Origin of the sequence: Sutcliffiella horikoshii (assembly GCF_020524325.1) — a bacterium.
GTDB lineage: Bacteria > Bacillota > Bacilli > Bacillales > Bacillaceae_I > Sutcliffiella_A > Sutcliffiella_A horikoshii_D.
Window position 1 is genome coordinate 309,220 of the sequence record NZ_JAIVKY010000005.1, and the last position, 26,987, is coordinate 336,206.

22 protein-coding genes are annotated in these 26,987 nt (G+C 42.1%); 20 read left to right on the forward strand and 2 right to left on the reverse strand.

Annotated elements, in window-relative coordinates; genetic code table 11:
* Positions 1–161: 161 nt before the first annotated feature.
* The 9 genes from LC091_RS06395 to LC091_RS06435 all read left to right on the forward strand — a co-directional run bounded on the left by LC091_RS06395 (position 162) and on the right by LC091_RS06435 (position 11,069).
* Entirely contained in the window at positions 162–1,088 is a 927-nt protein-coding gene (locus tag LC091_RS06395) for an aspartate carbamoyltransferase catalytic subunit (protein ID WP_226681186.1), read from the forward strand.
* Entirely contained in the window at positions 1,054–2,343 is a 1,290-nt protein-coding gene (locus tag LC091_RS06400) for a dihydroorotase (protein WP_226681188.1), read from the forward strand. The genes LC091_RS06395 and LC091_RS06400 overlap by 35 nt, the downstream gene beginning before the upstream one ends.
* Complete coding sequence (locus LC091_RS06405; protein WP_226681190.1) at positions 2,340–3,437, forward strand: carbamoyl phosphate synthase small subunit; 1,098 nt, start codon at positions 2,340–2,342, stop codon at positions 3,435–3,437. The genes LC091_RS06400 and LC091_RS06405 overlap by 4 nt, the downstream gene beginning before the upstream one ends.
* On the forward strand, positions 3,422–6,637 hold the full coding sequence (carB, locus tag LC091_RS06410) for a carbamoyl-phosphate synthase large subunit (RefSeq protein ID WP_226681192.1): 3,216 nt from the start codon (positions 3,422–3,424) through the stop codon (positions 6,635–6,637). Before LC091_RS06405 ends, carB begins: the two co-directional genes overlap by 16 nt.
* A complete protein-coding gene (locus tag LC091_RS06415; protein ID WP_226681194.1) occupies positions 6,637–7,413 on the forward strand; it encodes a dihydroorotate dehydrogenase electron transfer subunit in 777 nt (258 codons plus the stop codon). The genes carB and LC091_RS06415 overlap by 1 nt, the downstream gene beginning before the upstream one ends.
* Entirely contained in the window at positions 7,410–8,351 is a 942-nt protein-coding gene (locus tag LC091_RS06420) for a dihydroorotate dehydrogenase (RefSeq protein ID WP_226681196.1), read from the forward strand. The genes LC091_RS06415 and LC091_RS06420 overlap by 4 nt, the downstream gene beginning before the upstream one ends.
* Entirely contained in the window at positions 8,323–9,036 is a 714-nt protein-coding gene (pyrF, locus tag LC091_RS06425; RefSeq protein ID WP_226681197.1) for an orotidine-5'-phosphate decarboxylase, read from the forward strand. Before LC091_RS06420 ends, pyrF begins: the two co-directional genes overlap by 29 nt.
* A gap of 8 nt (positions 9,037–9,044) precedes the next feature.
* On the forward strand, positions 9,045–9,677 hold the full coding sequence (pyrE, locus tag LC091_RS06430) for an orotate phosphoribosyltransferase (protein WP_226681334.1): 633 nt from the start codon (positions 9,045–9,047) through the stop codon (positions 9,675–9,677).
* A gap of 654 nt (positions 9,678–10,331) precedes the next feature.
* Complete coding sequence (locus LC091_RS06435) at positions 10,332–11,069, forward strand: nuclease-related domain-containing protein (RefSeq protein WP_226681199.1); 738 nt, start codon at positions 10,332–10,334, stop codon at positions 11,067–11,069.
* 142 nt (positions 11,070–11,211) lie between these two features.
* Here LC091_RS06435 and LC091_RS06440 read toward each other — a convergent pair whose 3' ends face one another.
* Both LC091_RS06440 and LC091_RS06445 read right to left on the reverse strand, forming a co-directional pair.
* Entirely contained in the window at positions 11,212–11,970 is a 759-nt protein-coding gene (locus LC091_RS06440) for a SurA N-terminal domain-containing protein (RefSeq protein ID WP_226681201.1), read from the reverse strand.
* 170 nt (positions 11,971–12,140) lie between these two features.
* The gene (locus LC091_RS06445; protein WP_226681335.1) at positions 12,141–13,844 is read right to left on the reverse strand and encodes an Rqc2 family fibronectin-binding protein; all 1,704 of its coding nucleotides are present in this window, start codon (positions 13,842–13,844) and stop codon (positions 12,141–12,143) included.
* A gap of 158 nt (positions 13,845–14,002) precedes the next feature.
* Between LC091_RS06445 and LC091_RS06450 the strand changes: the two genes are divergently transcribed.
* The 11 genes from LC091_RS06450 (at position 14,003) to rlmN (ending at position 26,982) form a co-directional block, all read left to right on the forward strand.
* Positions 14,003–16,690: a calcium-translocating P-type ATPase, SERCA-type gene (locus LC091_RS06450; protein WP_226681203.1), complete on the forward strand. Its 2,688-nt coding sequence runs from the start codon at positions 14,003–14,005 to the stop codon at positions 16,688–16,690.
* Positions 16,691–16,881: 191 nt separating this feature from the next.
* Entirely contained in the window at positions 16,882–17,757 is an 876-nt protein-coding gene (locus LC091_RS06455) for a YicC/YloC family endoribonuclease (RefSeq protein WP_226681205.1), read from the forward strand.
* 60 nt (positions 17,758–17,817) lie between these two features.
* Positions 17,818–18,081 carry an extracellular matrix/biofilm regulator RemA gene (gene remA / locus LC091_RS06460; RefSeq protein ID WP_010193107.1) on the forward strand — a complete coding sequence of 88 codons (264 nt, stop codon included), beginning with the start codon at positions 17,818–17,820 and terminating at the stop codon, positions 18,079–18,081.
* Positions 18,082–18,096: 15 nt separating this feature from the next.
* Entirely contained in the window at positions 18,097–18,711 is a 615-nt protein-coding gene (gene gmk / locus LC091_RS06465) for a guanylate kinase (RefSeq protein WP_226681207.1), read from the forward strand.
* 1 nt (position 18,712) lies between these two features.
* Positions 18,713–18,946 carry a DNA-directed RNA polymerase subunit omega gene (gene rpoZ, locus LC091_RS06470; RefSeq protein ID WP_060665844.1) on the forward strand — a complete coding sequence of 78 codons (234 nt, stop codon included), beginning with the start codon at positions 18,713–18,715 and terminating at the stop codon, positions 18,944–18,946.
* A gap of 540 nt (positions 18,947–19,486) precedes the next feature.
* Positions 19,487–20,692 (forward strand): bifunctional phosphopantothenoylcysteine decarboxylase/phosphopantothenate--cysteine ligase CoaBC, encoded by a 1,206-nt coding sequence (gene coaBC / locus LC091_RS06475; protein WP_226681209.1) that lies wholly within the window; start codon positions 19,487–19,489, stop codon positions 20,690–20,692.
* Positions 20,689–23,100, forward strand: coding sequence for a primosomal protein N' (gene priA / locus LC091_RS06480; protein ID WP_226681211.1), 2,412 nt, complete (start codon positions 20,689–20,691; stop codon positions 23,098–23,100). The genes coaBC and priA overlap by 4 nt, the downstream gene beginning before the upstream one ends.
* 18 nt (positions 23,101–23,118) lie before the next feature.
* Positions 23,119–23,598, forward strand: coding sequence for a peptide deformylase (gene def, locus LC091_RS06485; RefSeq protein WP_226681213.1), 480 nt, complete (start codon positions 23,119–23,121; stop codon positions 23,596–23,598).
* Positions 23,599–23,603: 5 nt separating this feature from the next.
* Positions 23,604–24,548, forward strand: a complete 945-nt coding sequence (fmt, locus tag LC091_RS06490; RefSeq protein WP_226681214.1) for a methionyl-tRNA formyltransferase — start codon at positions 23,604–23,606, stop codon at positions 24,546–24,548.
* Between the two features lies 1 nt (position 24,549).
* On the forward strand, positions 24,550–25,887 hold the full coding sequence (gene rsmB, locus LC091_RS06495; protein WP_226681216.1) for a 16S rRNA (cytosine(967)-C(5))-methyltransferase RsmB: 1,338 nt from the start codon (positions 24,550–24,552) through the stop codon (positions 25,885–25,887).
* A gap of 3 nt (positions 25,888–25,890) precedes the next feature.
* Positions 25,891–26,982, forward strand: coding sequence for a 23S rRNA (adenine(2503)-C(2))-methyltransferase RlmN (gene rlmN, locus LC091_RS06500; protein ID WP_226681218.1), 1,092 nt, complete (start codon positions 25,891–25,893; stop codon positions 26,980–26,982).
* Positions 26,983–26,987 lie beyond the last annotated feature (5 nt).

Sequence of the window (26,987 nt, forward strand, 5' to 3'; positions counted from 1 at the left end):
CTTTTAAAAGAAGTCCAGAGAGGCTGAGAAGGGTGCAAGGCGATCACTTAGTGAACAAGGAAGATTCTGCAATTAGTATCCTCTTGTTTACCTAAGCGTGAGCGAAACACCCTTCCGGCAAAATGGAAAGGGTGTTTTTTTATGAAACGGGAGGGATGGAAATGAGACACTTACGAACGATGAGTGACTTGGCAAACGAGGAAATTATGGCACTGATTGAAGAAGCAATAGAATTTCAACAAGGAAAACAATGGACACCAGAAAAACAGACATTCGTTGCAAATCTCTTCTACGAGTCAAGCACTAGAACAAAATGCAGCTTTGAAGTGGCAGAAAGAAGGCTTGGTCTGCAAGTACTGCCATTTGAAGTTAGCACATCAAGTGTCAACAAAGGTGAAAGCTTGTACGATACAGCTAAGACTCTGGAATCCCTAGGCGTAAGTGCACTTGTCATTCGCCATCCTGAAGAGGAATATTTCAACCAGTTACATACTATCGGAGCAGCAATCATCAACGGAGGCGATGGTTGTGGCAATCATCCAACCCAATCGTTATTGGATCTGATGACAATTTTCCAGGAGTTTGAACGCTTCGAGGACTTAAAAATAACCATCATTGGCGACATTCGCCATAGCCGGGTGGCAAGATCCAACGCAGAAGTACTCGAGCGACTGGGTGCAAAAGTACGATTTGTTGCACCTGATGAATGGAAGGATAATAGTTATCCAAGAGAGGCTTACATCACTATGGAAAACGGGATACAAACAAGTGATGTGGTGATGCTCTTAAGAATCCAACATGAAAGGCATCACAGCGGTAAAGCAGGATTGGATGATTACCATGAGCAATACGGTATGACAATTCAACGAGAAAAAGAAATGAAGCCGAACAGCATCATCATGCACCCGGCACCGATCAACCGCGGGGTGGAAATTGCTTCAGAGCTTGTGGAATGCGAGCGCTCAAGAATTTTCAAGCAGATGGAAAATGGCTTATACATGAGAATGGCTGTACTGAAAAGGGCACTAACAAACAATGAAGGAGGAAAAGAGCATGACAACATTATTAAAGAATGGGAAATGGCTTAATTCTGAAGGTGATATGGAAAAAGTGGATATCCTGATTGAGGGTAAAAACATCAAAAGCATCGCCTCCAACATTGATGATAAAGGGATAGAGGAAGTAATCGATCTTGAGGGGAATCTTATATCCGCAGGGTTCATTGATGTACATGTACATCTAAGGGAACCTGGTGGAGAAAAGAAAGAAACAATTGAAACAGGAACGATGGCTGCAGCTAAGGGAGGATTCACCACCATATGCGCGATGCCTAATACAAGACCGACACCTGATACAAAAGAACAGCTAGATTGGTTGAATAATAGAATCAAAGAAACGGCAAGTGTCCGCGTCCTTCCATATGCTTGCATCACAACAAGACAGCTTGGTCAGGAACTTACCAATTTTGCTGAGTTAAAAGAAGCGGGTGCATTCGCTTTTACAGATGACGGGGTTGGCGTGCAGGATGCCTCCAAAATGCTTGAGGCAATGAAACGAGCGGCGGCTCTTGATATGGCGATTGTTGCTCATTGTGAAGAAAATACACTGATAAATAAAGGTTCTGTACATGAAGGGACGTTTTCCAAGGAACATGGTTTAAATGGAATTCCTTCCGTATGTGAATCTGTTCATATCGCACGCGACATTTTGCTTGCGGAGGCTGCGGGCTGCCACTATCATGTCTGTCATATCAGTACAAAGGAATCAGTCAGAGTGGTAAGGGACGCAAAACGAGCTGGAATTAAGGTGACTGCCGAAGTCAGCCCGCATCATCTGTTGTTATGTGAAGAGGATATCCCGGGACTTGATCCGAATTTCAAAATGAACCCCCCATTAAGAGGAGAAGCGGACCAAGAAGCTTTAATAGAAGGTTTGCTTGACGGAACCATTGATTTCATCGCGACTGATCACGCTCCGCATACTGCTGAAGAAAAAGCAGAAGGTATGGAAAAGGCACCATTCGGTATTGTAGGTCTAGAAACCGCGTTTCCGTTACTCTATACAAACTTTGTGGAAACAGAGAAATTCACACTGAAACAATTAGTAGATTGGCTTACTGTTAAGCCTGCAGAAGTGTTCAAACTGCAAAGTGGAAAAATAGAAGAAGGAGCTACAGCAGACCTTACCGTTATCGATTTGAATAGCTTATCAACTGTTAATCCGGAGAGGTTCCTTTCCAAAGGGAAAAACACACCTTTCACAGGTTGGGAATGCAAAGGATGGCCAGTAATGACAATAGTAGAAGGAAAACTAGTTTGGCAGAAAGGTAGTGTTCAAGTATGAATAGACAACTAATTTTAGAAGACGGTACTTTCTTTGTAGGAAAGGCGTTTGGCAGCTTAAAGGACTCTATTGGCGAAGTGGTTTTTAATACAGGAATGACAGGTTATCAAGAAATTTTATCAGATCCATCCTACTGCGGGCAGCTAGTTACCCTCACATATCCGCTGGTCGGGAATTACGGAGTGAACAGAGATGACTTCGAATCCATTCATCCTGCCATTCATGGTTTTATTGTAAAAGAAGTGAGTGATTATCCATCAAACTTCCGTAATCAATGGACACTGGATGAATTTTTTAAAGCAAAAGACATTCCTGGAATAGCAGGAATTGATACGAGAAAACTTACAAGAATCATTCGTCAGCACGGAACACTTAAAGGAGCTTTATGCGGACTTGATGTAGACCGCGATGAAGTGATTCAACAACTGAAAACGACGACACTTGCAACCAACCAGGTTCATCAAGTGTCTACAAAGACAGCCTATCCTAGCCCGGGACGCGGTTACCGAGTGGTTCTTGTAGATTTTGGGATGAAACATGGTATTTTGCGCGAATTGAACAAACGTGGATGCGACGTGGTCGTGGTTCCTTACAACATCACTGCAGAAGAAATTATGCAGCTCAGCCCAGACGGTGTGATGCTGTCTAATGGACCTGGGGATCCAAAAGACGTTCCGGAAGCGATCACGATGATTCAAGGTCTTCTTGGAAAAGTACCGGTATTCGGCATCTGCCTTGGCCATCAGCTTTTCGCCCTTGCATGTGGAGCGGACACAGAAAAAATGAAATTCGGCCATCGAGGCTCCAATCACCCGGTAAAAGATTTGAAAACAGGTAAAGTGGCATTAACTTCCCAAAACCATGGCTACACCGTAACGGAAGAGTCATTAGGGAATACAAGACTAGAAGTAACGCATATCGCATTAAACGACGGTACGGTAGAAGGTGTCAAACATAAAGATTATCCGGTATTCACGGTCCAATACCACCCGGAAGCAAGTCCTGGACCAGAAGATGCGAACTACTTATTTGATCAATTCATGGAACTTATCAAGGAAGCAAAAAAGGAGGAACTTGTATGCCAAAACGTCTAGACATCCAATCCATCTTAGTAATCGGGTCCGGTCCAATCGTGATCGGCCAGGCAGCAGAATTTGATTATGCAGGTACACAAGCGTGTATCGCCCTTCGCGAAGAAGGATACCGCGTCATTCTAGTAAACTCCAATCCTGCAACCATCATGACAGATCAAGAGATGGCGGACAAAGTATACATGGAGCCATTAACGGTCGAATTTGTGAGCAGAATCATCCGCAAGGAACGCCCTGATGCCATCCTTCCAACTCTTGGTGGTCAAACAGGATTGAATCTTGCTGTAGAACTGGCGGAAGCGGGTGTCCTGGAGGAGTGTAACGTCCAAATCCTTGGTACAAAACTTTCTGCCATCCAAAAAGCAGAGGACCGCGACCTGTTCCGTACCTTAATGAATGAGCTGGGAGAGCCGGTACCACAAAGTGAAATCATCACAAATCTTGATGAAGCTTATGAATTTGTAAGTGAAGTAGGATACCCTGTAATCGTAAGACCTGCTTATACGCTTGGCGGTACAGGTGGAGGAATTTGTTCTGACGAAGAAGAATTGATTGAAATTGTGACTAGTGGTCTGAAAAATAGTCCGGTAACACAATGCCTACTAGAAAAAAGCATCGCCGGTTTTAAGGAAATCGAATACGAAGTGATGCGTGACAGCAATGACAATGCAATAGTGGTCTGTAACATGGAAAACATCGACCCGGTGGGAGTACATACAGGAGACTCCATCGTAGTGGCACCAAGTCAAACGCTAAGCGACAGGGAATACCAGTTATTGCGAAATGTATCCTTGAAAATCATCCGTGCCCTAGAGATCGAGGGTGGATGTAACGTACAGCTTGCGCTTGATCCACACAGTTTCAACTACTATATTATCGAAGTAAACCCAAGGGTAAGCCGTTCATCTGCACTTGCTTCTAAGGCAACAGGTTATCCAATCGCTAAGCTTGCAGCGAAAATCGCGGTAGGCTTGACACTGGATGAAATGATGAACCCTGTTACAGGAAAAACTTATGCATGCTTTGAACCGGCGCTTGATTATATCGTCACAAAAATTCCTAGGTTCCCGTTTGATAAGTTCGAATCCGCAAACCGCCGTCTTGGAACTCAAATGAAAGCAACCGGGGAAGTAATGGCAATCGGAAGAACCTTTGAGGAATCCCTTCTGAAAGCAGTTCGTTCCTTGGAATCGAACATCTCCTACCTAGAGCTTGAAGGAAGCGAAGGGTTTTCAGATGAATTAGTGGAAAAACGGATCAGAAAAGCTGGAGATGAAAGATTGTTCTATATTGCGGAAGCAATGAGAAGGGGCGTCACCATCCAAACTATTCATGAATGGTGTGAGATTGATCTGTTTTTCCTGCAAAAACTTCATAAGATCTTGGCGATGGAAGAGTTTATCACAAGCAACAATGGTTGCATCTCCACACTGATCGAAGCGAAAGAAATGGGCTTCAGCGACGAGACGATCTCCAAACTTTGGTCGACAACCGAAAGAGATATCTATGAACTTCGTCTTCAAGAAAATATCGCACCTGTCTATAAAATGGTGGATACTTGCGCAGCTGAGTTCGAATCCAGCACTCCTTACTACTATGGAACGTATGAAGAAGAAAACGAATCTGAAGTTACCGAAAAAGAAAGCATCGTTGTGCTCGGCTCCGGTCCAATCCGAATCGGCCAAGGTGTGGAGTTCGACTATGCAACGGTTCATTCTGTATGGGCGATCAAGGAAGCGGGTTATGAAGCAATCATCATCAACAACAATCCAGAAACTGTATCAACAGACTTCAGTATCTCAGACAAGCTTTATTTTGAGCCATTAACGATTGAGGATGTCATGAATATCATCAATCTTGAAAAGCCAAAAGGAGTCGTGGTGCAATTTGGTGGCCAAACGGCAATCAACCTTGCAGCGGAATTAGAAGCAAGAGGAGTTAAGATTTTAGGTACTACCTTGGAAGACTTGGATCGTGCGGAAAACCGTGATAAATTCGAACAAACATTGAACAACCTTGAAATTCCACAGCCTAAAGGGAAAACAGCCATCTCTATCCCTGAGGCGATAGAAATTGCCGAAGGAATCGGCTACCCGGTGCTTGTGCGTCCATCCTATGTTTTGGGCGGTCGTGCGATGGAAATCGTCTATAAATCAGAAGAACTTTTACACTATATGAAAAACGCGGTAAAAATTAACCCTGAACATCCTGTACTGATTGATAAATACATGACAGGCAAAGAAATTGAAGTAGATGCGATCTCAGATGGAAAAGATGTATTCATCCCAGGAATCATGGAGCATATCGAACGCGCAGGTGTTCACTCCGGTGACTCAATAGCGGTCTATCCTCCGCAAACATTGAGTGCGGCTATCAAGGAGCAAATCATTGATTACACAACAAGGTTGGCGCAAGGCTTGAACATTATTGGTCTACTAAACATTCAATTTGTCATCTACAAAGAGGAAGTTTATGTAATCGAAGTAAACCCAAGATCAAGCCGTACCGTGCCATTCTTAAGTAAAATAACGCATGTACCGATGGCCAAGGTTGCTACCAAGATCATCTTAGGTGAAACACTGGCATCACAAGGATATGGATCTGGACTACAGTCAGAGACAAAAGGAGTTTTTGTAAAGGTTCCGGTATTCTCTTTTGCAAAACTGCGAAATGTCGATATCACGCTTGGCCCTGAGATGAAATCGACTGGGGAAGTGATGGGGAAAGATATCACCCTTGAAAAAGCACTGTATAAAGGCCTGGTTGCTTCCGGAATTTCCATAAAAACTTACGGTTCTGTGTTGTTTACCATTGCCGACAAGGATAAAGAAGAAGCACTTCAACTGGCGAAAAGGTTCCACCGTATTGGGTATAAACTTTTGGCAACAGCAGGAACTGCCGAGTTCTTCGGTGAGTCGGACATCCCGGTAACGGTTGTGAATAAAATTGGGGGAGAATCACCGAACCTGATAGATGTGATTAGAAAAGGGCAAGCACAATTTGTTATTAACACTCTGACTAAAGGCAAACAGCCTGCACGTGACGGGTTCAGAATCCGCCGCGAATCTGTGGAAAATGGGATACCGTGCCTGACTTCTCTTGATACAGCAAAAGCAATCTTGAGAGTACTAGAATCGATGACATTCTCCATCGAATCGATTGAAACCTTGGAAAGCTCAGAAAAAGAGGCGGTGTACAGCTAATGAAAAAAGACTGGATGACCATCATCTCTCAAACTAACATTGCGCGTAATATCTATGAAATGACCTTAGAAGGAGAACTCGTCGATCTGATGAGTTCCCCTGGTCAGTTCGTCCATATCCGCGTGACAGAAGGGTTCGACACCCTTTTAAGGCGACCAATCAGTATCTCTTGCATAGATAAAGAGAATAGACAATGTAAGATCACATACAGAGCTGAGGGAAAAGGAACCATGCTTTTAGCTTTAAAACAGCCCGGTGACAAACTGGACGTATTAGGGCCGCTCGGAAACGGTTTTACAGTGGATGAATTACAATGCGGGGACCATGCCTTGATTGTTGGAGGAGGAATCGGTGTCCCTCCACTGCTAGAGTTAACCAAACAGTTAAACCGCAGAGGAGTAAGTACCACCCACGTACTTGGTTTTCAATCGAAAGAAGACGTTTTTTATAAAAACGATTTTGCTTACTTTGGTGACACCTATGTGGCGACGGTTGATGGGACTTACGGAACAGAAGGCTTCGTTACAAATGTGTTGGAGGAGATTCAACCTCCTTTCACGACACTTTTTGCATGCGGACCAACCCCGATGCTTGGCGCACTAGAAAACTTATACCCTGATAAAAACGTCTACCTCTCTCTTGAAGAGCGGATGGGCTGTGGCATCGGTGCGTGTTTCGCATGTGTCTGTCATGTTCAAAACGATCCAGAAGGGTATTCTTACAAAAAAGTTTGCACAGATGGTCCGGTATTCCGAGCAGGGGAGGTTGTACTATGAGTTGTTTATCAATTAAATTGCCAGGCCTAGACTTGAAGAATCCGATTATGCCTGCATCCGGATGCTTTGGCTTCGGAAGGGAATTTGCCAACCTTTACGACTTGAATGTTTTGGGAGCAATCATGATTAAAGCCACCACGGCAGAGCCTAGGTTCGGAAACCCAACTCCAAGGGTAGCTGAAACGAACGCCGGGATGCTGAATGCAATTGGCCTGCAAAATCCAGGCTTGGAAAAAGTGCTTTCTGAAGAGCTGCCTTTCTTAGCAAACTACGATGTTCCCATTATTGCTAATGTTGCTGGCTCCTTGATTGAAGATTACGTCAAGGTTGCAAAAGAAATTTCTACTGCGCCGAATGTCCATGCACTAGAATTGAACATCTCCTGTCCAAACGTCAAAACAGGGGGGATCGCATTTGGAACAGATCCTGCTGTGGCTTTTGAGGTAACGAAAGCAGTAAAGGAAGTTTCAGAAGTACCGGTTTATGTAAAATTATCCCCCAATGTCGCGAATATCTCTGAGATTGCTGTGGCGATTGAAAAGGCTGGAGCTGATGGCCTGACGATGATCAATACACTGCTTGGTATGAGAATTGATCTTAAAACGGGACGTCCAATATTGGCAAATGGTACAGGCGGATTATCCGGTCCCGCAATTAAGCCGGTAGCTATCCGCATGATTCATGAAGTGAGCCAAAAGGTATCCATCCCCATCATCGGCATGGGTGGGGTCCAAACGGCTGAAGACGTCTTAGAATACCTTTTTGCAGGGGCAAGTGCCGTAGCAGTCGGAACAGCGAATTTTGTGGATCCTTTTGTATGTCCTACCATCATTGAAGAACTTCCTTATAAAATGCACGAATTAGGGTTTGAGCATATTTCAGAGTGTATCGGAAGGAGCTGGAAGCAGCATGCAAAAATCGCTTATAGTCGCGCTTGATTTTTCTGGAAGAGAGGAAGTTTTGGGATTTCTAGCACATTTCGGTGAGGAAAAGTTGTATGTTAAAGTTGGTATGGAACTGTTTTACCAAGAAGGTCCTAGGATAGTAGAATACTTGGTTTCCGAGGGACACGATGTATTTCTTGATTTAAAACTTCACGATATCCCCCATACGGTATATCAGGCAATGAAAGGGCTTGGGAAGTTAGGTGTCACGATGACCAACCTTCATGCAGCAGGCGGTAAAGAGATGATGAAGGCCGGATTAGAAGGGTTAATGGAAGGTGCAGGAGACCGACGTCCAAACTTGATTGCTGTCACCCAGCTTACTAGTATGACGGAAGAACGTATGCAAAGGGACCTTAAAATTAGTGCTCCGCTTAACGAAGTAGTTCTGCACTATGCGCGGAACGCGTTTGAGAGCGGCTTGGATGGTGTGGTGTGTTCCTCACTAGAGGCAACTATGCTTCGGGATGCGTTAGGTGCGGAATTTAAAAAAGTGACGCCCGGTATCCGTTTGAAAGAGGACAGTGTGGATGACCAGAAACGAGTGGTAACTCCATTCGAGGCACGTATTTTTGGCGCAACTGAAATCGTCGTAGGACGCAGTATCACACGTGCTGCTGACCCACGCAGGGCTTATGAAGCAATTTTACAACAATGGCAGGGAGTGGAGATAGGATGAACGAGCTTATGAACAGAACAGTGGCAGAAGACTTATTGGAAATAAAAGCAGTATTTTTTCAACCGAACGATCCATTTACATGGTCCTCAGGAATTAAATCACCCATTTATTGTGACAACCGTTTGACCATTTCATATCCACGTGTTAGAAAGAACATCTCAGAATCTTTGTCCCGATTAATTGTTTCAAAATTTCCAGATGTGCAGGTGGTAGCTGGTACCGCAACAGCAGGTATCCCTCACGCCGCATTAGTGAGCAACGAACTGAACTTGCCGATGTGCTACGTTCGCAGCAAAGCAAAAGCACATGGAAAAGGCAATCAGATTGAAGGAAGAGTAGAAGCCGGCCAGAAAGTTGTTGTCGTGGAAGATTTAATTTCCACAGGCGGTAGCGCTATTGCAGCCGTTGACGCACTAAGAGAAGCTGGATGCGAAGTGCTAGGTGTGGTAGCAATTTTTACATACGGTCTGGAAGTTGCGGATGATAACTTGTCCAATTACGAGATCGAAGCGCATGCACTTTGTGACTATCAGACTTTGATGGATGTGGCAATCGAGAAGGACTACATTGGAGAAGGTGACCGCAAGAAGCTTTCGAAGTGGGTGGAGAACCCGACAAGCGAGACTTGGATGGAGTTTTAAGGATTTTATTGAGGGATCCCTTGGACTGTTGGTGGTCTGGGGGATTTTTGTTTTGGGAGTAGAATATCGGAATAGAGTATCACCTTTTTTGGGAATCGTATAGCTGAGGAGGAGTTAAAGTGTAGAATATGAGAGCTTAGTTGTCTAAGTGCGGTTGGGAAATGTACAAGCTGATCCGGGAAATGTAGAAGGTCGCATGTGAAGTGGTAGAAGGTTGGGATATAACTGTAGAAGGTGGATTGAAGGGGAGGGTAGTTACCGTTGGAAACATAGATTTCCCTGCTTTCCTAAGCAAGAAGCCTCATTCTATTGAAAGAAGCTGAGCGAAGTTACCAAGAAGGTAAAAGATTACCTACTTTTGAAAATTAGGTAGCTGAAAAAGAGCGAAAATGTAGAATAAGAGAGTTTAGAGGTCGAAGTGTGGCTGGTAAATGTACAAGCGGATCCGGGAAATGTAGAAGGTCGCACTAAAAGTGGTAGAAGGTCACGATTTAACTGTAGAACCTCACGTAGAACACCTTTCCGAACATTAAATCCACTAATTTAAATTAAAAAATCCCAAAAAAATATAACAAATTTCTTCATGCAAAACAGGAACTCCACAGACGAATGTCGAAATGTGCAACTAAACCAAACCTAGAAAGGTGTGAAAAATTGATTAAACAAACATACCGTCGTTCAATCATGCAGTGCAAGCTTGATGCCTTACTTAGAAGACTGCCACCGCAGCATGAAAAGTACTCACAGATTGAGAGTGAATTAGGCAAAAGACGTTCTGGAGATTTTGGCGAAAACTCCATCGATTATTATTTATCGCAATTAAGTGGAATTCAGGATTATATTGTAGTTAAATGTGCTAGACTACTCCTTAATAACCATCACTTCCAAATGGATACTCTTCTACTGTTCCCTTCATTTTTTATCCTCTTAGAAACTAAACACCTAACTGGAACGCTACTTTTTGATCCTGATTACCAACAATTCATTCAGATTAAGAAAGAGGATATAAACCATGAAATTTCCAGACAAGATCCGATCCTCCAAGTGAAAATGCAATATAATCAATTTAAGCGGTGGTTAGCCAACCGGCAGTCAACCCGCTCCACCATATATTCCCCACGTGAAATTTCCTTACTAATAACCAACCACCATGTTCCAAGAGACGTAAATATCCTTAAAGATTACAATATAGATCCTACAGAAATATTGACAGGAGTTGCTTGCCCTAATTGTAACAAACTGGCTATGGAGAAACACCCAAGAGAATGGAGCTGCCCCTATTGTAAACACCAATCAAAGAATGCTCACACTCAAACACTAATTGATTATTATTTTTTATATGGCACACCAATTTCAATTCGAGAGGTGGGCAAAATTTTACACATTAAATAATGTACGTACTGCAAGAAGAATGATAAAAGAGTTATCACTCAAGCGAATTGGAACCACTTATAACTCTAGATATTGCCTGAAAAGCCTCCAAGAACAACAAAACGCACCCATATAAACGGGTGCGTTTGTCCAATACATAAAATTAGATTAGTTTCTCAATTTCACTGTCTTTTTTTAGATCTTCTACAAGAGTTTGTAGTTTCTTTTGTGTTTCTTCTTGTTCAAGTTGGCCGCGGATTTGATCTTCCACTTCCGCAAGTTCTGGGAATTGATTTTCAGGAGCTTCTTCTCCTTCAGGAGCTTCCGCTTGTTGAGCTTCACTTTGCTCTTTTGCTTGGTTGTAGTATTCTTTGATCTGCTCGTCCGTTACTTTTGTTTCAGGAAATTCTTTTTCCATATATTTTTGAAGTGCCAATTCTTCAGAGATTTGCGCCTTTAAAGTTTCCATAGTTAGTGGGCTTGCTTCAAGTGCCTCTTCGAATTTTTCTTCACTTTCGTAGTTTGCTTTTATGTCCTTAATGTAATCTTCAATTTCTTTTTCGCTTGTTTTATAGCCTTTGCTTTCCACTTCTTGAGAAAGTATTTTTTGATCGATTAATGCGTTTAGTGTTTGGTCTTTCATTGCTTTAGCGTCTCCGCCTTGACCGAACTGCATCATCATCATTTGAGTTTGCTGAAGCATCTCATTATATTCTTGGCCTTTAATTTCCTGTCCGTTGACCTTTGCTACTACTTTTTCAGGATCGACTTCTTCAACTTCAGGGGTTTGCTGTTCTTGTCCTTCTTGAGCTTCTTTGTTTTCATTGCCTTCTTTAGAAGCATTGTTTCCATCAGACCCGCAGGCAGCTAATAGAACAGCTGTTAACATTGCTACTAGAAAAATCATCAATTTCTTTTTCATGTTGTTACCCTCCATTTGAAAAAAAACATTTAAAACTATTTTTCCATTTAAACATGGTTTTTATGAGGAAGCAAATAATTACCCTTCTTTTTGTAAAAATAAACCTAAATTGTGACTATATTTAAATAATTCATTAGAGAAGCACCTGCAAAAATAATCAGGTGCCCATACTATTTCCTTAAACCAATAATCAGTTCTTCATCAGGTGTCACATAAACGGTCTGTTGTTGTTCGTAGATAACAAAGCCTGGTTTGGACCCGGTCGGTTTTTTTACATGTCTTACTTTTGTGAAGTCAACCGGTACGGAGCCGGAATGACGCGCTTTGCTGAAATATGCCGCAATGGTAGCTGCTTCTTTGATGGTCCCTTCAGATGGCTCATCACTTCTAATGACAACATGAGACCCAGGAATGTCTTTTGTATGCAACCATATGTCATCACGTCTTGCAACGCGGTTGGTTAAATGATCGTTTTGTTTGTTGTTTTTACCGACTAGAATCTCGGTTCCATCGCTTGCCAGGTAGGTTTCAAGAACCGGCTTTTGAGGTTTAACCTTTTTACGCTTTTGCTTCATACGCAAATAGCCTTCTTCCGTTAGTTCCTCACGGATTTCCTGGATATCTTTTGGCGAAGCAGTTTCTACCTGTTGGTTCAGCATATCAAAATATTGAATTTCTGCTTTAGCCTTTTCAATTTGATCCTGTACGATAGCCAGTGAGTTTTTCGCTTTTTGGTATTTGTTAAAGTAACGCTGTGCATTGCTAGATGGAGAACGTTGGGGATCCAGGGTGATGGTGATGGTTCCTGAGTTCTCGTCATAATAGTTCACGACAGTTACTTCTGTATCTCCTCTTGAAATCTGATAGAGGTTGGCGGTCAGAAGTTCGCCGTATAGTTGGAATTTTTCAGCGTCCCTAGCATCCTCTAACGTTTTCTCTAGTTTCACAATCTTCTTTTCATTTTTTTGTATTTCATTCGTGATAAATCGCTCCAGGTCATTTGCTTGTTGTTTGACTCTGTCTCTTGATGCTTTACCGAAGTAAAAGCGATCAAGGGTTTCGCTCAGTGAGGAGTAAGATTTGCTTTCTCCTTTAATGTGTTGCAAATCAAGTAAGTAGAAAACTTCTTTGTTTCCATCCGTAATGATTTGAGGGGCGAGATCCCCAGTTTTTATTTTTTCCACTAATTCTATAAAGCTTTTCGGTAAGGTGTCTCTATTGGCGAGGCCAGCGCGGTGAACAGCTTCTTTAGCAAACAAAGGAGAAATCCCAGCAAAAGTGTTTACTAACTGTTTATCGAGTTTTCCTCCGATATAATCCAGTTTTCTTTGTACGGTTTCTTCGGTAGCGTCAAGTGGATTAATTTTATCTTGTGCGGGCGGGAGCACATAGGTCTGGCCTGGTGTTAAACTCCGATGTCTGTTTTGTGCCATCGGGACATGTTTGATGCTGTCCAAAATCATCTGCTTTTCTTTATCCACAAAGATGATGTTGGAGTGGCGTCCCATAATTTCTACGATAAGCTGTTTATATGAAACATCCCCGATTTCGTTTCGTGCTTTCACATCAAAAACGATGATCCTGTCCATATCAATTTGATGAATCTGTGTGATGATACTTCCCTCTAAATGCTTTCTTAGCAACATGCAAAACATCGGCGGCTCAGATGGATTTTCATAAGATTCTTCTGTCAGGTGCATTCTTGCATAGCTTGGATGCGCGCTGATTAGCAACTTATGATTGGTTCTTCCTGAGCGGATGGTTAGAATAAGTTCGTTTTTATAGGGTTGATAAATCTTTGTGATCCTTCCGCTTTCTAGCTTATCTTTCAATTCTGCCGTCATGGCGTATGTAAAAATACCGTCAAAACTCATATATGTAAACTTCCCTTCTTGTTCCAAAACTAAAAATTTCTCTTTTATCATTATATCTTAACAATCTCGATAACACTCAAAAAGTATATCATTTTTTTGGACGAGTCCGAATAGACTTTCTTAGATAGATTTTGTGCAAAGGTTGTGAGGTGGAACAGATGAAATGGCATGAAATGAGAGCAGAAGAAGTCGAAGAAAAGATCAATTCTGATTTTGAAGCGGGTTTAAGTGAAACAGAAGCAAAAAATCGTCTGTTGCAATATGGGACGAATGAACTTCAAGAGGCCGAGAGACCGAACGCCTTTTTAGTGTTTTTAGAACAGTTCAAAGATTTCATGGTAGTGGTGTTACTTGCTGCAACATTGATTTCCGGTTTGCTTGGGGAATATATCGATGCAGTTGCCATTATTGCCATTGTAATCATCAATGCATTTTTAGGTTTTTTTCAGGAGAGAAAAGCAGAAAAGTCCTTACAGGCATTAAAAGAACTCTCGGCACCACAGGTAACGGTGCTTCGTGAAAAAGAATGGCGGAAAGTTGCCTCTAGAGAAATAGTGGTAGGAGATATAATTAAATTTGGAAGCGGAGACCGTATTGGGGCGGACCTTCGAATTGTACAGGCCAGTTCACTAGAAATTGAGGAGTCTGCTTTAACAGGGGAATCCGTTCCAGCTGTAAAAAGTGATAAACCTGTTCATGGCACGGATATCTCCATTGGAGATCAGGAAAACATGGCCTTTATGGGGACACTTGTGACGCGTGGTACAGGCGTAGGCGTGGTAGTTGCTACTGGTATGAATACGGCAATGGGCCAGATTGCAGACCTCTTGCAGACTGCCGAGACAACCATTACCCCGCTGCAGAGAAAATTAGAGCAGCTTGGGAAGATTTTGATCACCGTTGCATTGATATTGACCATGCTAGTAGTCGTGGTAGGAGTTATGCAAGGCCACAGTCTATACGAAATGTTCTTAGCAGGAGTTTCTTTAGCGGTTGCGGCCATTCCAGAAGGTTTACCTGCTATTGTGACGGTTGCACTCTCGCTTGGTGTTCAGCGAATGATCAAAAAGAAGTCCATTGTCAGAAAGCTTCCTGCAGTAGAAACGCTGGGTTGCGCTTCGGTCATTTGTTCTGATAAGACAGGGACATTGACGCAAAACAAAATGACCGTTACACATGTCTGGTCAGGAGGATCCACTTGGAATGTAACCGGTAATGGCTATGAACCAAAAGGGGAATTCTTGATAGATGGAGCAGACAGCGCAAGTAAGAATAAATCACTTCAACAATTGCTGACATTCGGTCTTTTATGTAACCACGCGAATATCATACAGAAAAAAAACCAATACATCCTTGATGGAGATCCGACAGAAGGGGCACTTGCTGTTGCAGCCATGAAGGCTGGCTTCACTAGGGAAGGTTTACTAAATGAATTTAATATTATTAAAGAGTACCCGTTTGATTCGGAGCGAAAGATGATGAGTGTGGTAGTAAAAGATAAGCAAGGGAAATTGTTTGTCATCACAAAAGGAGCTCCGGATGTCATTACAAATGTGAGTGACACATTACTATGGGAAGGGAAGCGTGAGCTGTTTTCTTCCAAATATGAAGAGATTGTGGCAGGAATGGTCCATAAACTGGCTTCACAGGCTTTAAGAAATATCGCGGTGGCTTTCAAACCGATTTCGAATTTTCATGATGGCATGCAGGAGAAAGAGATAGAAAAAGACCTTGTCTTTATTGGTATTCAAGGAATGATTGATCCACCAAGACCGGAAGTGAAACAGGCGGTCCGTGAATGTAAAGAAGCAGGAATTAGGACAGTGATGATCACAGGGGATCACATTGTAACGGCAAAAGCGATTGCAGCTGAAATTGGCATCCTTCCAATGGGAGGAAAGGTACTTGAAGGAAAAACACTTCAAAAGATGAGCCAGGAAGAACTAGAAGAAATGGTGGATGACGTTTATGTATTTGCCAGAGTGTCTCCTCAGCACAAACTTTCCATCGTAAAAGCACTGCAGAAAAAGGGTCATATTGTCGCCATGACAGGGGATGGAGTGAATGATGCCCCTGCAATAAAAGCATCTGATATCGGTATTGCTATGGGTATTACCGGGACGGATGTTGCGAAGGAAGCAAGTTCACTTGTTTTATTGGACGACAATTTCGCCACTATAAAATCCGCAATCAAAGAAGGCCGGAATATATATGAGAATATTAGAAAATTCATCCGATATCTACTGGCTTCCAATGTGGGCGAAATTCTTGTGATGTTGTTTGCGATGTTATTGGCACTGCCGCTGCCGCTTGTTCCGATTCAGATCTTGTGGGTGAACCTTGTAACGGATGGCTTGCCGGCAATGGCGCTTGGTCTTGATCAAGCAGAAGGAGATGTCATGAAGCGTAAGCCAAGGCATCCAAGGGAAGGTGTTTTCGCCAGGGGGCTTTGGTGGAAAATAGTATCTCGCGGTTTCCTGATTGGACTTACCACCTTGCTTGCATTCATCATCGTGTACAAACAGCATCCGGACAATCTCATTTATGCACAAACCGTGGCATTTGCAACACTTGTGATGGCGCAACTTATACATGTGTTTGATTGCCGAAGTGATAGATCGATTTTTCATCGTAACCCGTTTCAAAACATGTACCTTGTCGGAGCAGTTATCTCGAGTATCATTTTGATGCTGATTGTAATCTATTATCCACCTTTACAAGGAATCTTCCACACTGTTGCACTGGAACCGAAAGAGTGGCTACTGATTATGGGTATGGCATCTTTACCAACATTCTTGTTGGTTGGTACCCTTTTTACGGGAAAAGCAAAAAAGAATATGGTATAGTTTATCTCAGGTAGTAGAGGTGTACTCTATTGCCTTTTCTTTTTTTTACATCCATGCAGTCTCCTCTTAAATTTCTATAAAAATAGCTTTCAAATTAGAGGAAACAATGCTAATATAGTGGTTGCTTAGCATCAAGAATGGCCAGTTTTCCGGCTCTTTTTTTTAACTTTAAGAACGGAAGTGAGTGTAATATGGTGAAAAGTATGACTGGCTTTGGCCGGGCAGAAGCAAAACAAGGTTCCTATCAGGTTCTTGTCGAGATGAAATCTGTCAACCATCGCTTTTGTGAGATTAATATCCGGATGCCTAAGCAGTTCCTAGCAATGGAAGAGAAAATGAAAAAAGTCGTTAACTCTTATTTGCAAAGAGGAAGAATAGAAATGTTCATTACGATCGAGGGCCAAGACATACATGATAAGCATTTGAATGTAGACTGGGAGCTTCTTTCGGCATACATAGATTCTATACATAAGGTAAAAGATAGATACCAAATTTCCGGTTCCATTGAGATTAATGATATACTTAAATTAGAAAATGTGTTTACCATCATGGAAACACAAAAAGAGATGGAAGCAATAGAAGAATTGTTGCAAGAACAAGTCCATTCAGCGTCCAAGCAATTAGTTGCCATGCGAGCGGCTGAAGGAGAACAGCTGAAAAAGGATATTATCACCCATCTAACCTTTATTGAAAAAATGTCGGAGCAACTTGCAAAATTAGGTCCTACTGTTGTAGAAGCGTACCGGTTGCGTTTGGAGAAAAAACTGAAGGAATATTTAGGTTCCCAGATTGATGAACAACGTATACTCGCAGAAGCTGCTATTTTTGCTGATAAGGCTGACATTAATGAAGAGTTAAAAAGAATTAACAGCCACCTTGGTCAATTCACTCAATCCTTGCAATCTTTAGACCCTGTAGGCAGAAAGCTTGATTTTCTCGTTCAGGAATTGAACAGGGAAGTGAATACCATCGGATCCAAGGCTAACGACGCAAATATCGCAAATCTGGTAGTCGAGATGAAAGCTTGCCTGGAAAAAATTAAAGAACAGGTGCAAAACATTGAATAATCGTTGATTACTAACCATTGAACACGGTTAGAATAGAGTTTGTAACTAGAGGTGGGAACCATGAGTATAAAGTTGATTAATATTGGCTTTGGTAATATCGTATCAGCAAATCGTATCATATCTATTGTTAGTCCTGAATCTGCTCCGATCAAACGGATTATCCAAGATGCTAGAGATCAAGGAATGCTAATAGATGCAACTTATGGAAGACGAACAAGAGCAGTACTAATAATGGATAGCGATCATGTTATCTTATCTGCGGTGCAACCTGAAACTGTGGCACAACGCTTGGTAAATAAAGATGATATGTCTGATGAAGGGTAGGTATTTGTAAATACAATGAGAGATAGAGGATTATTGATTGTCCTTTCCGGGCCTTCTGGTGTTGGGAAAGGGACAGTAAGAAAAGCGTTATTTTCAAAAGATGATGTTAGTTTGCATTATTCCATTTCCATGACAACACGTAACCCACGTGAAGGGGAAGTGGACGGAACGGATTACTTCTTCAAATCTAGAGAAGTATTCGAACAGCTAATAGAAGAAGATAAATTTATTGAATGGGCAGAGTATGTTGGCAATTACTACGGTACTCCTGTTGATTATGTAGAACAGTGTTTATCAGAAGGAAAGGATGTCTTCCTTGAGATTGAAGTTCAAGGTGCCATTCAAGTTAAAAGCAAATTCCCTGAAGGTGTCTTCATCTTCTTGATGCCGCCAAGCCTTTCTGAACTTAAGAACCGAATCACTACAAGAGGTACAGAGACAGAAGACTTAATCAATAACCGCATGACAGTTGCCAAAGAAGAAATCGAAATGATGGACGCTTATGACTATGTGGTGGAAAATGATCAAGTGGATCTTGCTTGTGACAGAATACAAGCAATTGTACAGGCGGAACATTGTAAACGTACAAGATTGCGTGAAAAATATAAACAAATGCTGGAGGCTGAATAATATGCTATACCCATCTATCGATTCACTAATGCAAAAATTAGATTCAAAATATACACTTGTAACTGTGTCTGCACGACGCGCTCGTGAATTGCAGCAAGTAAACGACCAAATGATCGAAAAAACGGTTTCTCACAAATTTGTCGGAAAAGCCCTTGAAGAGATTGATGCAGGCCTATTATCTGCCAAGACAATCAAAACTGCTGAAAGAAGCGAAGGCATCCTAAATCACAAGTAAAGATAACAACCTAGAAATAGGTTGTTATTTTTTTAAAAAGAAAGAAAGTGTATAGTACTTTTGATTTCTGTTCCAGGCGCTTCGCTTGCCTGCGGGCGTCTACGCCCCTTCCACTACAATCAACGAGATCTTCATTTACCTAAGGGTCTATGAAAGGCTCCTGACCGTGTTACATGGAAATGAAGTAACCTTTAGTTCAAGTTACTTCGAGCTATGGATTGGAGCTAATGGCGAAGACTCCTCGAAAATGCTACGCATTTTCTTCGTGCGAAGTATCGCTGCCGAAGCCTTCCTTGTCCTACGGGGAAGTAGCGGCAATGTTGAGACCCCGCAGGCTTGCCGAGGAGGCTCAAGGTCGCCCCGTGGAAAGCGAAGCCATTAGCGGAAAGGAACAGCGGCGATTAACCAAACCGCAAAAATTTTCACAATAAAAAGGACCGGGCGGATCTTGCACGGTTTTTCTTAATGAGACAAGTGACTTAAGGGAAAGAGGATTAACGGGGTAAAGTAGAATTTCTAGTACATGACGGGGGTTGTGAAATGAAAAATAAAAAAATCCTATTATGTGTGACAGGCGGAATAGCTGTCTATAAAGCGGTAGCATTAACAAGTAAGCTCGTTCAGCAAGGTGCCGAAGTGAAGGTAATCATGAGCCAGTCTGCCTGCAAATTTGTTACACCATTGTCTTTTCAAGCTTTATCAAGAAACGAAGTATTTACGGATACATTCGAAGAAAAGAATCCTGCCGTTATTTCTCATATTGATCTTGCAGACTGGGCAGATGTAGTACTCGTGGCACCAGCAACCGCAAATGTAATGGGAAAGCTTGCAAACGGGTTGGCGGATGATATGATCACGACAACTTTATTGGCAAGTACAGCTCCGGTATGGATCGCACCTGCTATGAATGTACATATGTATGACCATCCTGCGGTAAAACATAACATGGAAAGACTTGTTTCTTTTGGATACCGTTTCATTGAGCCTGGAGAAGGTTTTTTGGCATGTGGCTATGTCGGAAAAGGTAGATTGGAAGAACCTGAAACGATTGTGGAAGGACTCAAGCGATATTTCCAGAAGCAAGAGGAGATGACGCTAACGGGGAAAAAGGTACTTGTAACCGCTGGACCTACTGTTGAAAAAGTGGACCCGGTACGTTTCTTTACAAACCGTTCAACAGGCAAGATGGGTTATGCCATTGCAGAAGCGGCTGCAAGTCTAGGTGCGGATGTTATCTTGGTATCAGGCCCGACAAATCTTCCGAACCCACCTAAAGTACAAACAATACGAGTGGAATCTGCTGAGGAAATGTTTGAAGCAGTGATGGCTCACTATGAAAAAACAGATGTAGTCATAAAATCCGCTGCTGTTGCAGACTACCGTCCTAAATTTGTATCAGATATCAAGATGAAAAAGCAAGACGGAGACAGTGTTTTGGAGCTAGAGCGGACTAAAGACATCCTTAAAACACTAGGAGAAAGAAAAGAACACCAAGTGCTAGTGGGATTTGCAGCCGAAACAAATAATGTAGAGGAATATGCTAAAGGTAAACTGGCAAAGAAAAATCTAGATTATGTGGTTGCAAACAATGTGACAATCTCGGGAGCGGGATTTGGAACGGATACGAACCTGGTAACCATCTATAAAAAAGATGGTACAAACATATCTTTGCCGATGATGTCAAAACAGGATGTGGCTTATGCACTGCTTGAGGAAGTCGCTAAAGCCCTTGAGGAAAAGCAATGACCTATTATGCTAGTGTGATTGTTGATGTCCCTGCCAAACAAACGGACAGAGCCTTTGATTATGAGATTCCTGTAAAATGGCATGGATTTATACAACCTGGAATGAGGGTAAACGTACCTTTTGGCCCAAGGCAGATTCAGGGGTTTGTAGTGGATGTGAAAGACAATACCACCGTACCAAAGACACGTCCTATCACTTCCCTGATTGATATCCAGCCAATCCTTACACCAGAACTTATGCAACTGGCCGACTGGCTAAGAGATCATACGCTATGTTTTACCATTTCTGCCTATCAAGCAATGTTACCGGCTGCTTTAAAGGCGAAATATGAAAAATGGTTAATTGCCAGAGACCTAGGGGGAGTCCCTGTAGAACTTCAACCCTTCTTTCATGCAACAAACCGTGTCAAGTTTGAAGAGATGGCAGGGACAAGTCACTTTAAAACAATCAAACAGCTGATTGAAGAGGATGTTTTAGAAGTTTATTATGAAGTAAAAGATAAACTTTCCAAGAAAACGAGAAAAGTAATTGAGTTACAAGTGTCAAAAGAGACTGCACGAGAAGAAAAAGAGAAAATTTCTGCACGCGCTGCTGCTCAGCATAAGCTGTTGGACTTTTTCTTAGACACAGATACGATAAAGATGGATAAAAAATCTTTGTTAGAAGAATTGCAGATTGGGACAACTGCGATCGGGGCTTTAGTGAAACTAGGAATACTAAAAGAAAAAGATGAAGAAATTTATAGGGATCCATATGAAAACAGGGAGTTTAAAAAGTCTCAAGCCCTTTCATTAACTCGGCAGCAACAAGAAGCGATCATTCCTATTCTAAATTCGATTGAACAACACGCGCATGAAGCGTTTGTTATGTTCGGGGTAACAGGAAGCGGGAAGACGGAAGTGTATATGCAGGCTGTGGATGCCGTCTTAAAGCAAGGAAAAGAAGCGATTGTCCTTGTACCCGAGATTGCATTGACTCCACAAATGGTCAACCGGTTTAAATCTAGGTTCGGTTCTGATGTGGCTGTTATGCATAGCGGTCTTGGAATGGGTGAGAAGTATGATGAATGGAGAAAGATACACAGAAAGGAAGTCAAAGTTGTAGTAGGCGCCAGGTCCGCAATCTTTGCTCCTTTTGAAAACCTAGGTATCATTATCATTGATGAGGAACATGAAACAAGTTATAAACAAGAGGACACCCCGCGTTATCATGCCCGCGATATTGCTTTAGAAAGGGGCAGATATCACCAATGCCCTGTTGTTCTTGGCAGTGCCACCCCCACACTTGAAACCTTCGCCCGAGCATCCAAAGGGGTGTATAAACTTCTGACGATGGACAAAAGAATGAGTGAGCAAGGCATGCCTGCAGTGGAAATTGTCGACATGAGAGAAGAATTGCGGGAAGGCAACAGGTCCATGTTTTCCAGAAGTCTCCTCGAAAAGCTCCAAGCCAGACTAGAAAGAGGCGAACAGTCCGTTTTATTTTTAAATAAAAGGGGTTATTCTTCTTTTGTAATGTGTCGAGACTGTGGTTATGTGGTGGAATGTCCACATTGCGACATTTCATTAACCTACCATCGAAGCAGCAACCAAATGAAATGTCATTATTGCGGATACGAGGAACCTGTCCGCTCTACTTGTCCTTCTTGTGAGAGTGAACATTTCCGTTTCTTTGGCACAGGTACCCAAAAGGTGGAGGAAGAACTAACAAAGCTCCTTCCACATGCTAGGGTTATAAGGATGGATGTGGATACAACGAGCAGGAAAGGGTCCCATGAGAAGCTTCTGCAGCAATTCGGGGACAGAAAAGCGGATATTTTACTTGGCACCCAGATGATTGCGAAAGGACTTGATTTTCCGTATGTGACGCTAGTCGGAGTCTTGACGGCGGATACAATGCTTAATGTTCCAGATTTTCGCTCTTCTGAGAAGACTTTTCAGCTGCTCACACAAGTAAGTGGAAGAGCAGGCAGGCATGAACTGGCCGGTGAAGTGGTGGTCCAGACATACAGCCCGGAACATTACAGCGTTGAGCTTGCCGGCACGCATAATTATCTGGAATTCTACCAAAAAGAAATGCAAATCAGAAAGCTACATCAATATCCGCCATTTTATTTTCTGGCGCTTGTTACCGTGACACATCAGGAATTAACCAAAGTGGTCACCGTGACAGAAAAAGTTACCCATTTCTTAAACATGCAATTATCAGATGAGGCTGTTATACTTGGACCGGTTGCTTCTCCGATAGCGAGAATAAAAGACCGCTACAGGTATCAATGCATCATTAAATATAAACGAGAACCAAACTTACACGAAGCATTAAAGGCGGTCATTGAAAAGTACCAAACGCAAATGGATCAAGAAAAGTTAGCTGTTCATATTGATCTAAATCCTTATATGCTTATGTAACTGATGGAGGAATCAAGATTGACTATATTAGATATCGTGAAATACCCGGCTCCTGTGCTGGAGCAAAACTGTGAGACGGTTACCATATTCGATAAAAGGTTAATTCGACTCTTGTCCAATATGTATGATACGATGCTCGAGGCAGACGGGGTCGGACTCGCAGCTCCTCAGGTCGGAATTGCAAAAAGAATCGCCATTGTAGATATTGATGATAAACATGGAAAGATAGAACTGATTAATCCTGAAATAGTAAAAGAAGAAGGAGAGCAGGTCGGACCTGAAGGATGCTTAAGCTTTCCTGACTTGTACGGGGAAGTGAAACGCGCCGATTATGTGAAGGTACGTGCCCAAAACCGAAAAGGGAAATGGTATGAGCTGGAGGCGCGAGGATTTCTTGCCCGTGCCATTCAACATGAGATTGACCATTTAAACGGTGTATTGTTCACATCTAAAGTGTTAAGATATTTTGAACCAGATGAGTTGGAAGTAGAAGGGTGATAGAGATGAAGAAAATTGTATTTATGGGGACACCGGATTTTGCAGTCCCTGTGTTGCAACAAATAATAGAAGACGGATATGAAGTAATAGCAGTGGTAACCCAGCCTGACCGTCCGAAAGGCAGAAAAAAGGTGTTAACACCACCACCTGTAAAAGTTGAGGCGGAAAAGCATAACATCCCAGTGTATCAACCGGAAAAAATAAAAGAAGCTGCAGAGTATGAAAAAATCACTACATTAGAGCCAGATTTAATTGTAACTGCAGCATTTGGGCAAATTTTACCTAAGCCTCTTCTTGACGCACCGAAATACGGCTGTATCAATGTTCATGCTTCCTTGCTTCCAAAATTGCGAGGCGGTGCACCAATTCATTACTCCATCATACAGGGTCACGAGAAAACCGGTGTAACCATTATGTATATGGTAGAGAAATTGGATGCGGGGGATATGTTAACACAGGTGGAAGTGGAAATTGAAGAGCGTGACCATGTCGGTACCCTGCATGATAAATTAAGTGTTGCCGGATCTAAGCTGCTCTCAGAAACCCTTCCGCAACTTTTTGACGGGAAACTGCAAGCAGAAGTCCAAAACCATGAAGAAGCAACATTTGCATCCAACATCAAACGCGAACAGGAGAAGATTGACTGGGCGATGGCTGGAGAGAAAATCTATAACCATATTCGTGGTTTGCATCCATGGCCGGTTGCTTATACAACCATGGAAGGACAAGTGATGAAAGTTTGGTGGGGAGAGAAAACCCAAACTGACAAGGATGCTGAACCTGGGACCATCATTGGGATAGAGGATGATGGGTTCATCGTCAAAACAGGCAATTTAACAGCGATTAAAATAACAGATTTGCAGTTGGCTGGTAAGAAGAGAATGACTGGAACGCAATATTTAAACGGGGCAGGAGCTTCTTTATCAGAAGGCACAAAGCTAGGAGACTAAAATGAAAAATGTAAGAGAACTTGCTTTAGAGGCATTGTTAAATGTGGAAAAAAAGCAGGCCTACAGTAACTTATTGTTAAACAACTACCTAGATTCAGGAAAGTTATCCAAAAAAGACGCCGGGCTTTTTACCGAAATCGTGTATGGTACTATTCAACGAACCATCACCTTGGACTATTACTTGGCTTCTTATATAGAAAAACAAAAAAAGCTGCAGGATTGGGTAAAAGTCCTGTTAAAGATGACTTTGTATCAAATGTTGTATTTAGACAAAGTTCCGGCACGAGCAGCTATTTATGAAGCGGTAGAAATTGCCAAAAAAAGAGGCCACAAAGGTGTTGCATCTGTTGTCAATGGCGTGTTAAGGTCCATACAGCGTAACGATGTGCCTGACCTTGAAAAAATAGAAAACGATGTGGAGCGCATTTCCATTTCTACAAGCCACCCAAAGTGGTTGGTGGAAAAATGGATCGAACAATATGGGGTGCATGATACAGAAAGAATGTGTGAAATGAACCTTGTTCCACCACATCAATCAGCCAGAGCAAATACAGCAAAGGCAGATGTGGAAGAAGTATTGCAAATGCTCACCACTCAAGGATTTAATGTGGAAAAAGGCGAGCTTGCAAAAGAAAGCATTGTCTCTTTAAAAGGAAATATGGCCTATTCTAATGCCTATAAAAATGGCTATATGACCATTCAAGACGAGAGTTCCATGCTTGTAGCCCGAGCGCTCGGTGTAGAAAAAGACGATGTTGTCTATGATTGCTGTGCAGCTCCTGGAGGGAAAACAACACATATCGCCGAATTGTTGAAGGATAGTGGTAGAGTCATTTCCACGGACCTTCATGAGCACAAGGTAAAACTTATAAAGGATCAAGCAGAGAGACTTCAGCTTTCCAACGTTGAAGCACAAGCCCTTGACAGCCGGAAGGCCCAAGAAATTTTCAAGGAAGAACAGTTCGATAAAATCTTGGTAGACGCACCATGTTCAGGTTTTGGTGTTATTCGCAGGAAACCCGATCTGAAATATACGAAGTCCATGCAGGATATCAAGCAACTAGCTTCTATTCAATTGGCTATACTAAAGGAAGTGGCACCTCTTGTAAAAAAAGGTGGAACTTTGGTATATAGTACATGTACAATTGATAAAGAAGAAAATGCTGATGTTATTCATGCATTTCTAGAAGCAAACAAAGAGTTTGAAATAGATTTCAACATTAAAGAATTACTGCCAGAAAAGGTAAACAGCTATGTTAAAGAAGGTATGCTCCAACTATTGCCTCACTATTTTGGTACGGATGGATTTTTTATTGTTAGACTAAAAAGGCAGGTGTAAAAGATGGAACATAAAACTAAAGAACAACTCAAACAAGAAGAAGCAACGCGTAAACCGTCCATCTATTCTCTACAATTACACGAATTGGAAGAATGGTTACTAAGTATCGGAGAGAAAAAATTCAGAACGACACAGATTTTTGAATGGCTTTATCAAAAGCGAGTGACATCGTTTGAAGAAATGTCCAATCTCTCCAAAAACTTAAGAGAAAAACTAGAAGAAACCTATGCACTTACGACATTAAAAACAATTGTTCAACAAACATCTTCTGATGGAACGATGAAATTCCTATTTGAACTACATGATGGATATTCCATTGAAACGGTCCTAATGAAGCATGAATATGGAAATTCTGTTTGTGTAACGACACAGGTAGGATGCCGAATCGGTTGTACATTCTGTGCCTCAACTCTTGGTGGATTAAAACGTAACCTTGAAGCAGGAGAAATTGTTGCGCAAGTAGTAAAGGTTCAACAGGCTCTTGATGAAATGGATGAACGTGTCAGCCACGTGGTAATCATGGGTATTGGGGAACCATTCGATAATTTCGACGAGATGCTCGACTTCTTGAAAATTATCAACCATGACCAAGCGCTTAATATTGGTGCACGCCACATTACCGTTTCGACAAGTGGGATTATCCCTAAAATTTATAAGTTTGCGGATGAAAACATGCAAATTAACTTTGCTGTTTCCCTGCATGCTCCAAATACAGAAATTCGTTCAAGACTTATGCCTATCAATAGAGCATATAAACTTCCAGACCTAATGGAGTCTATCCGTTATTACATCAATAAAACGGGACGTCGTGTGAGTTTTGAATATGGCTTGTTCGGTGGGGTCAATGACCAAGTAGAACATGCCGAGGAATTGGCACAGTTGCTTAAGGGCATGAAATGTCACGTGAACTTAATTCCGGTGAATTACGTTCCAGAGCGTGACTATGTGAGAACACCAAAAGAACAAATTAATTTATTTGAAAAAACATTGAAAAATCTTGGGGTCAATGTAACAGTTCGTCGTGAGCAAGGCCACGACATTGATGCTGCATGCGGACAGCTGCGTGCGAAGGAGCGGAAAGAAGAGACGAGGTGACAATG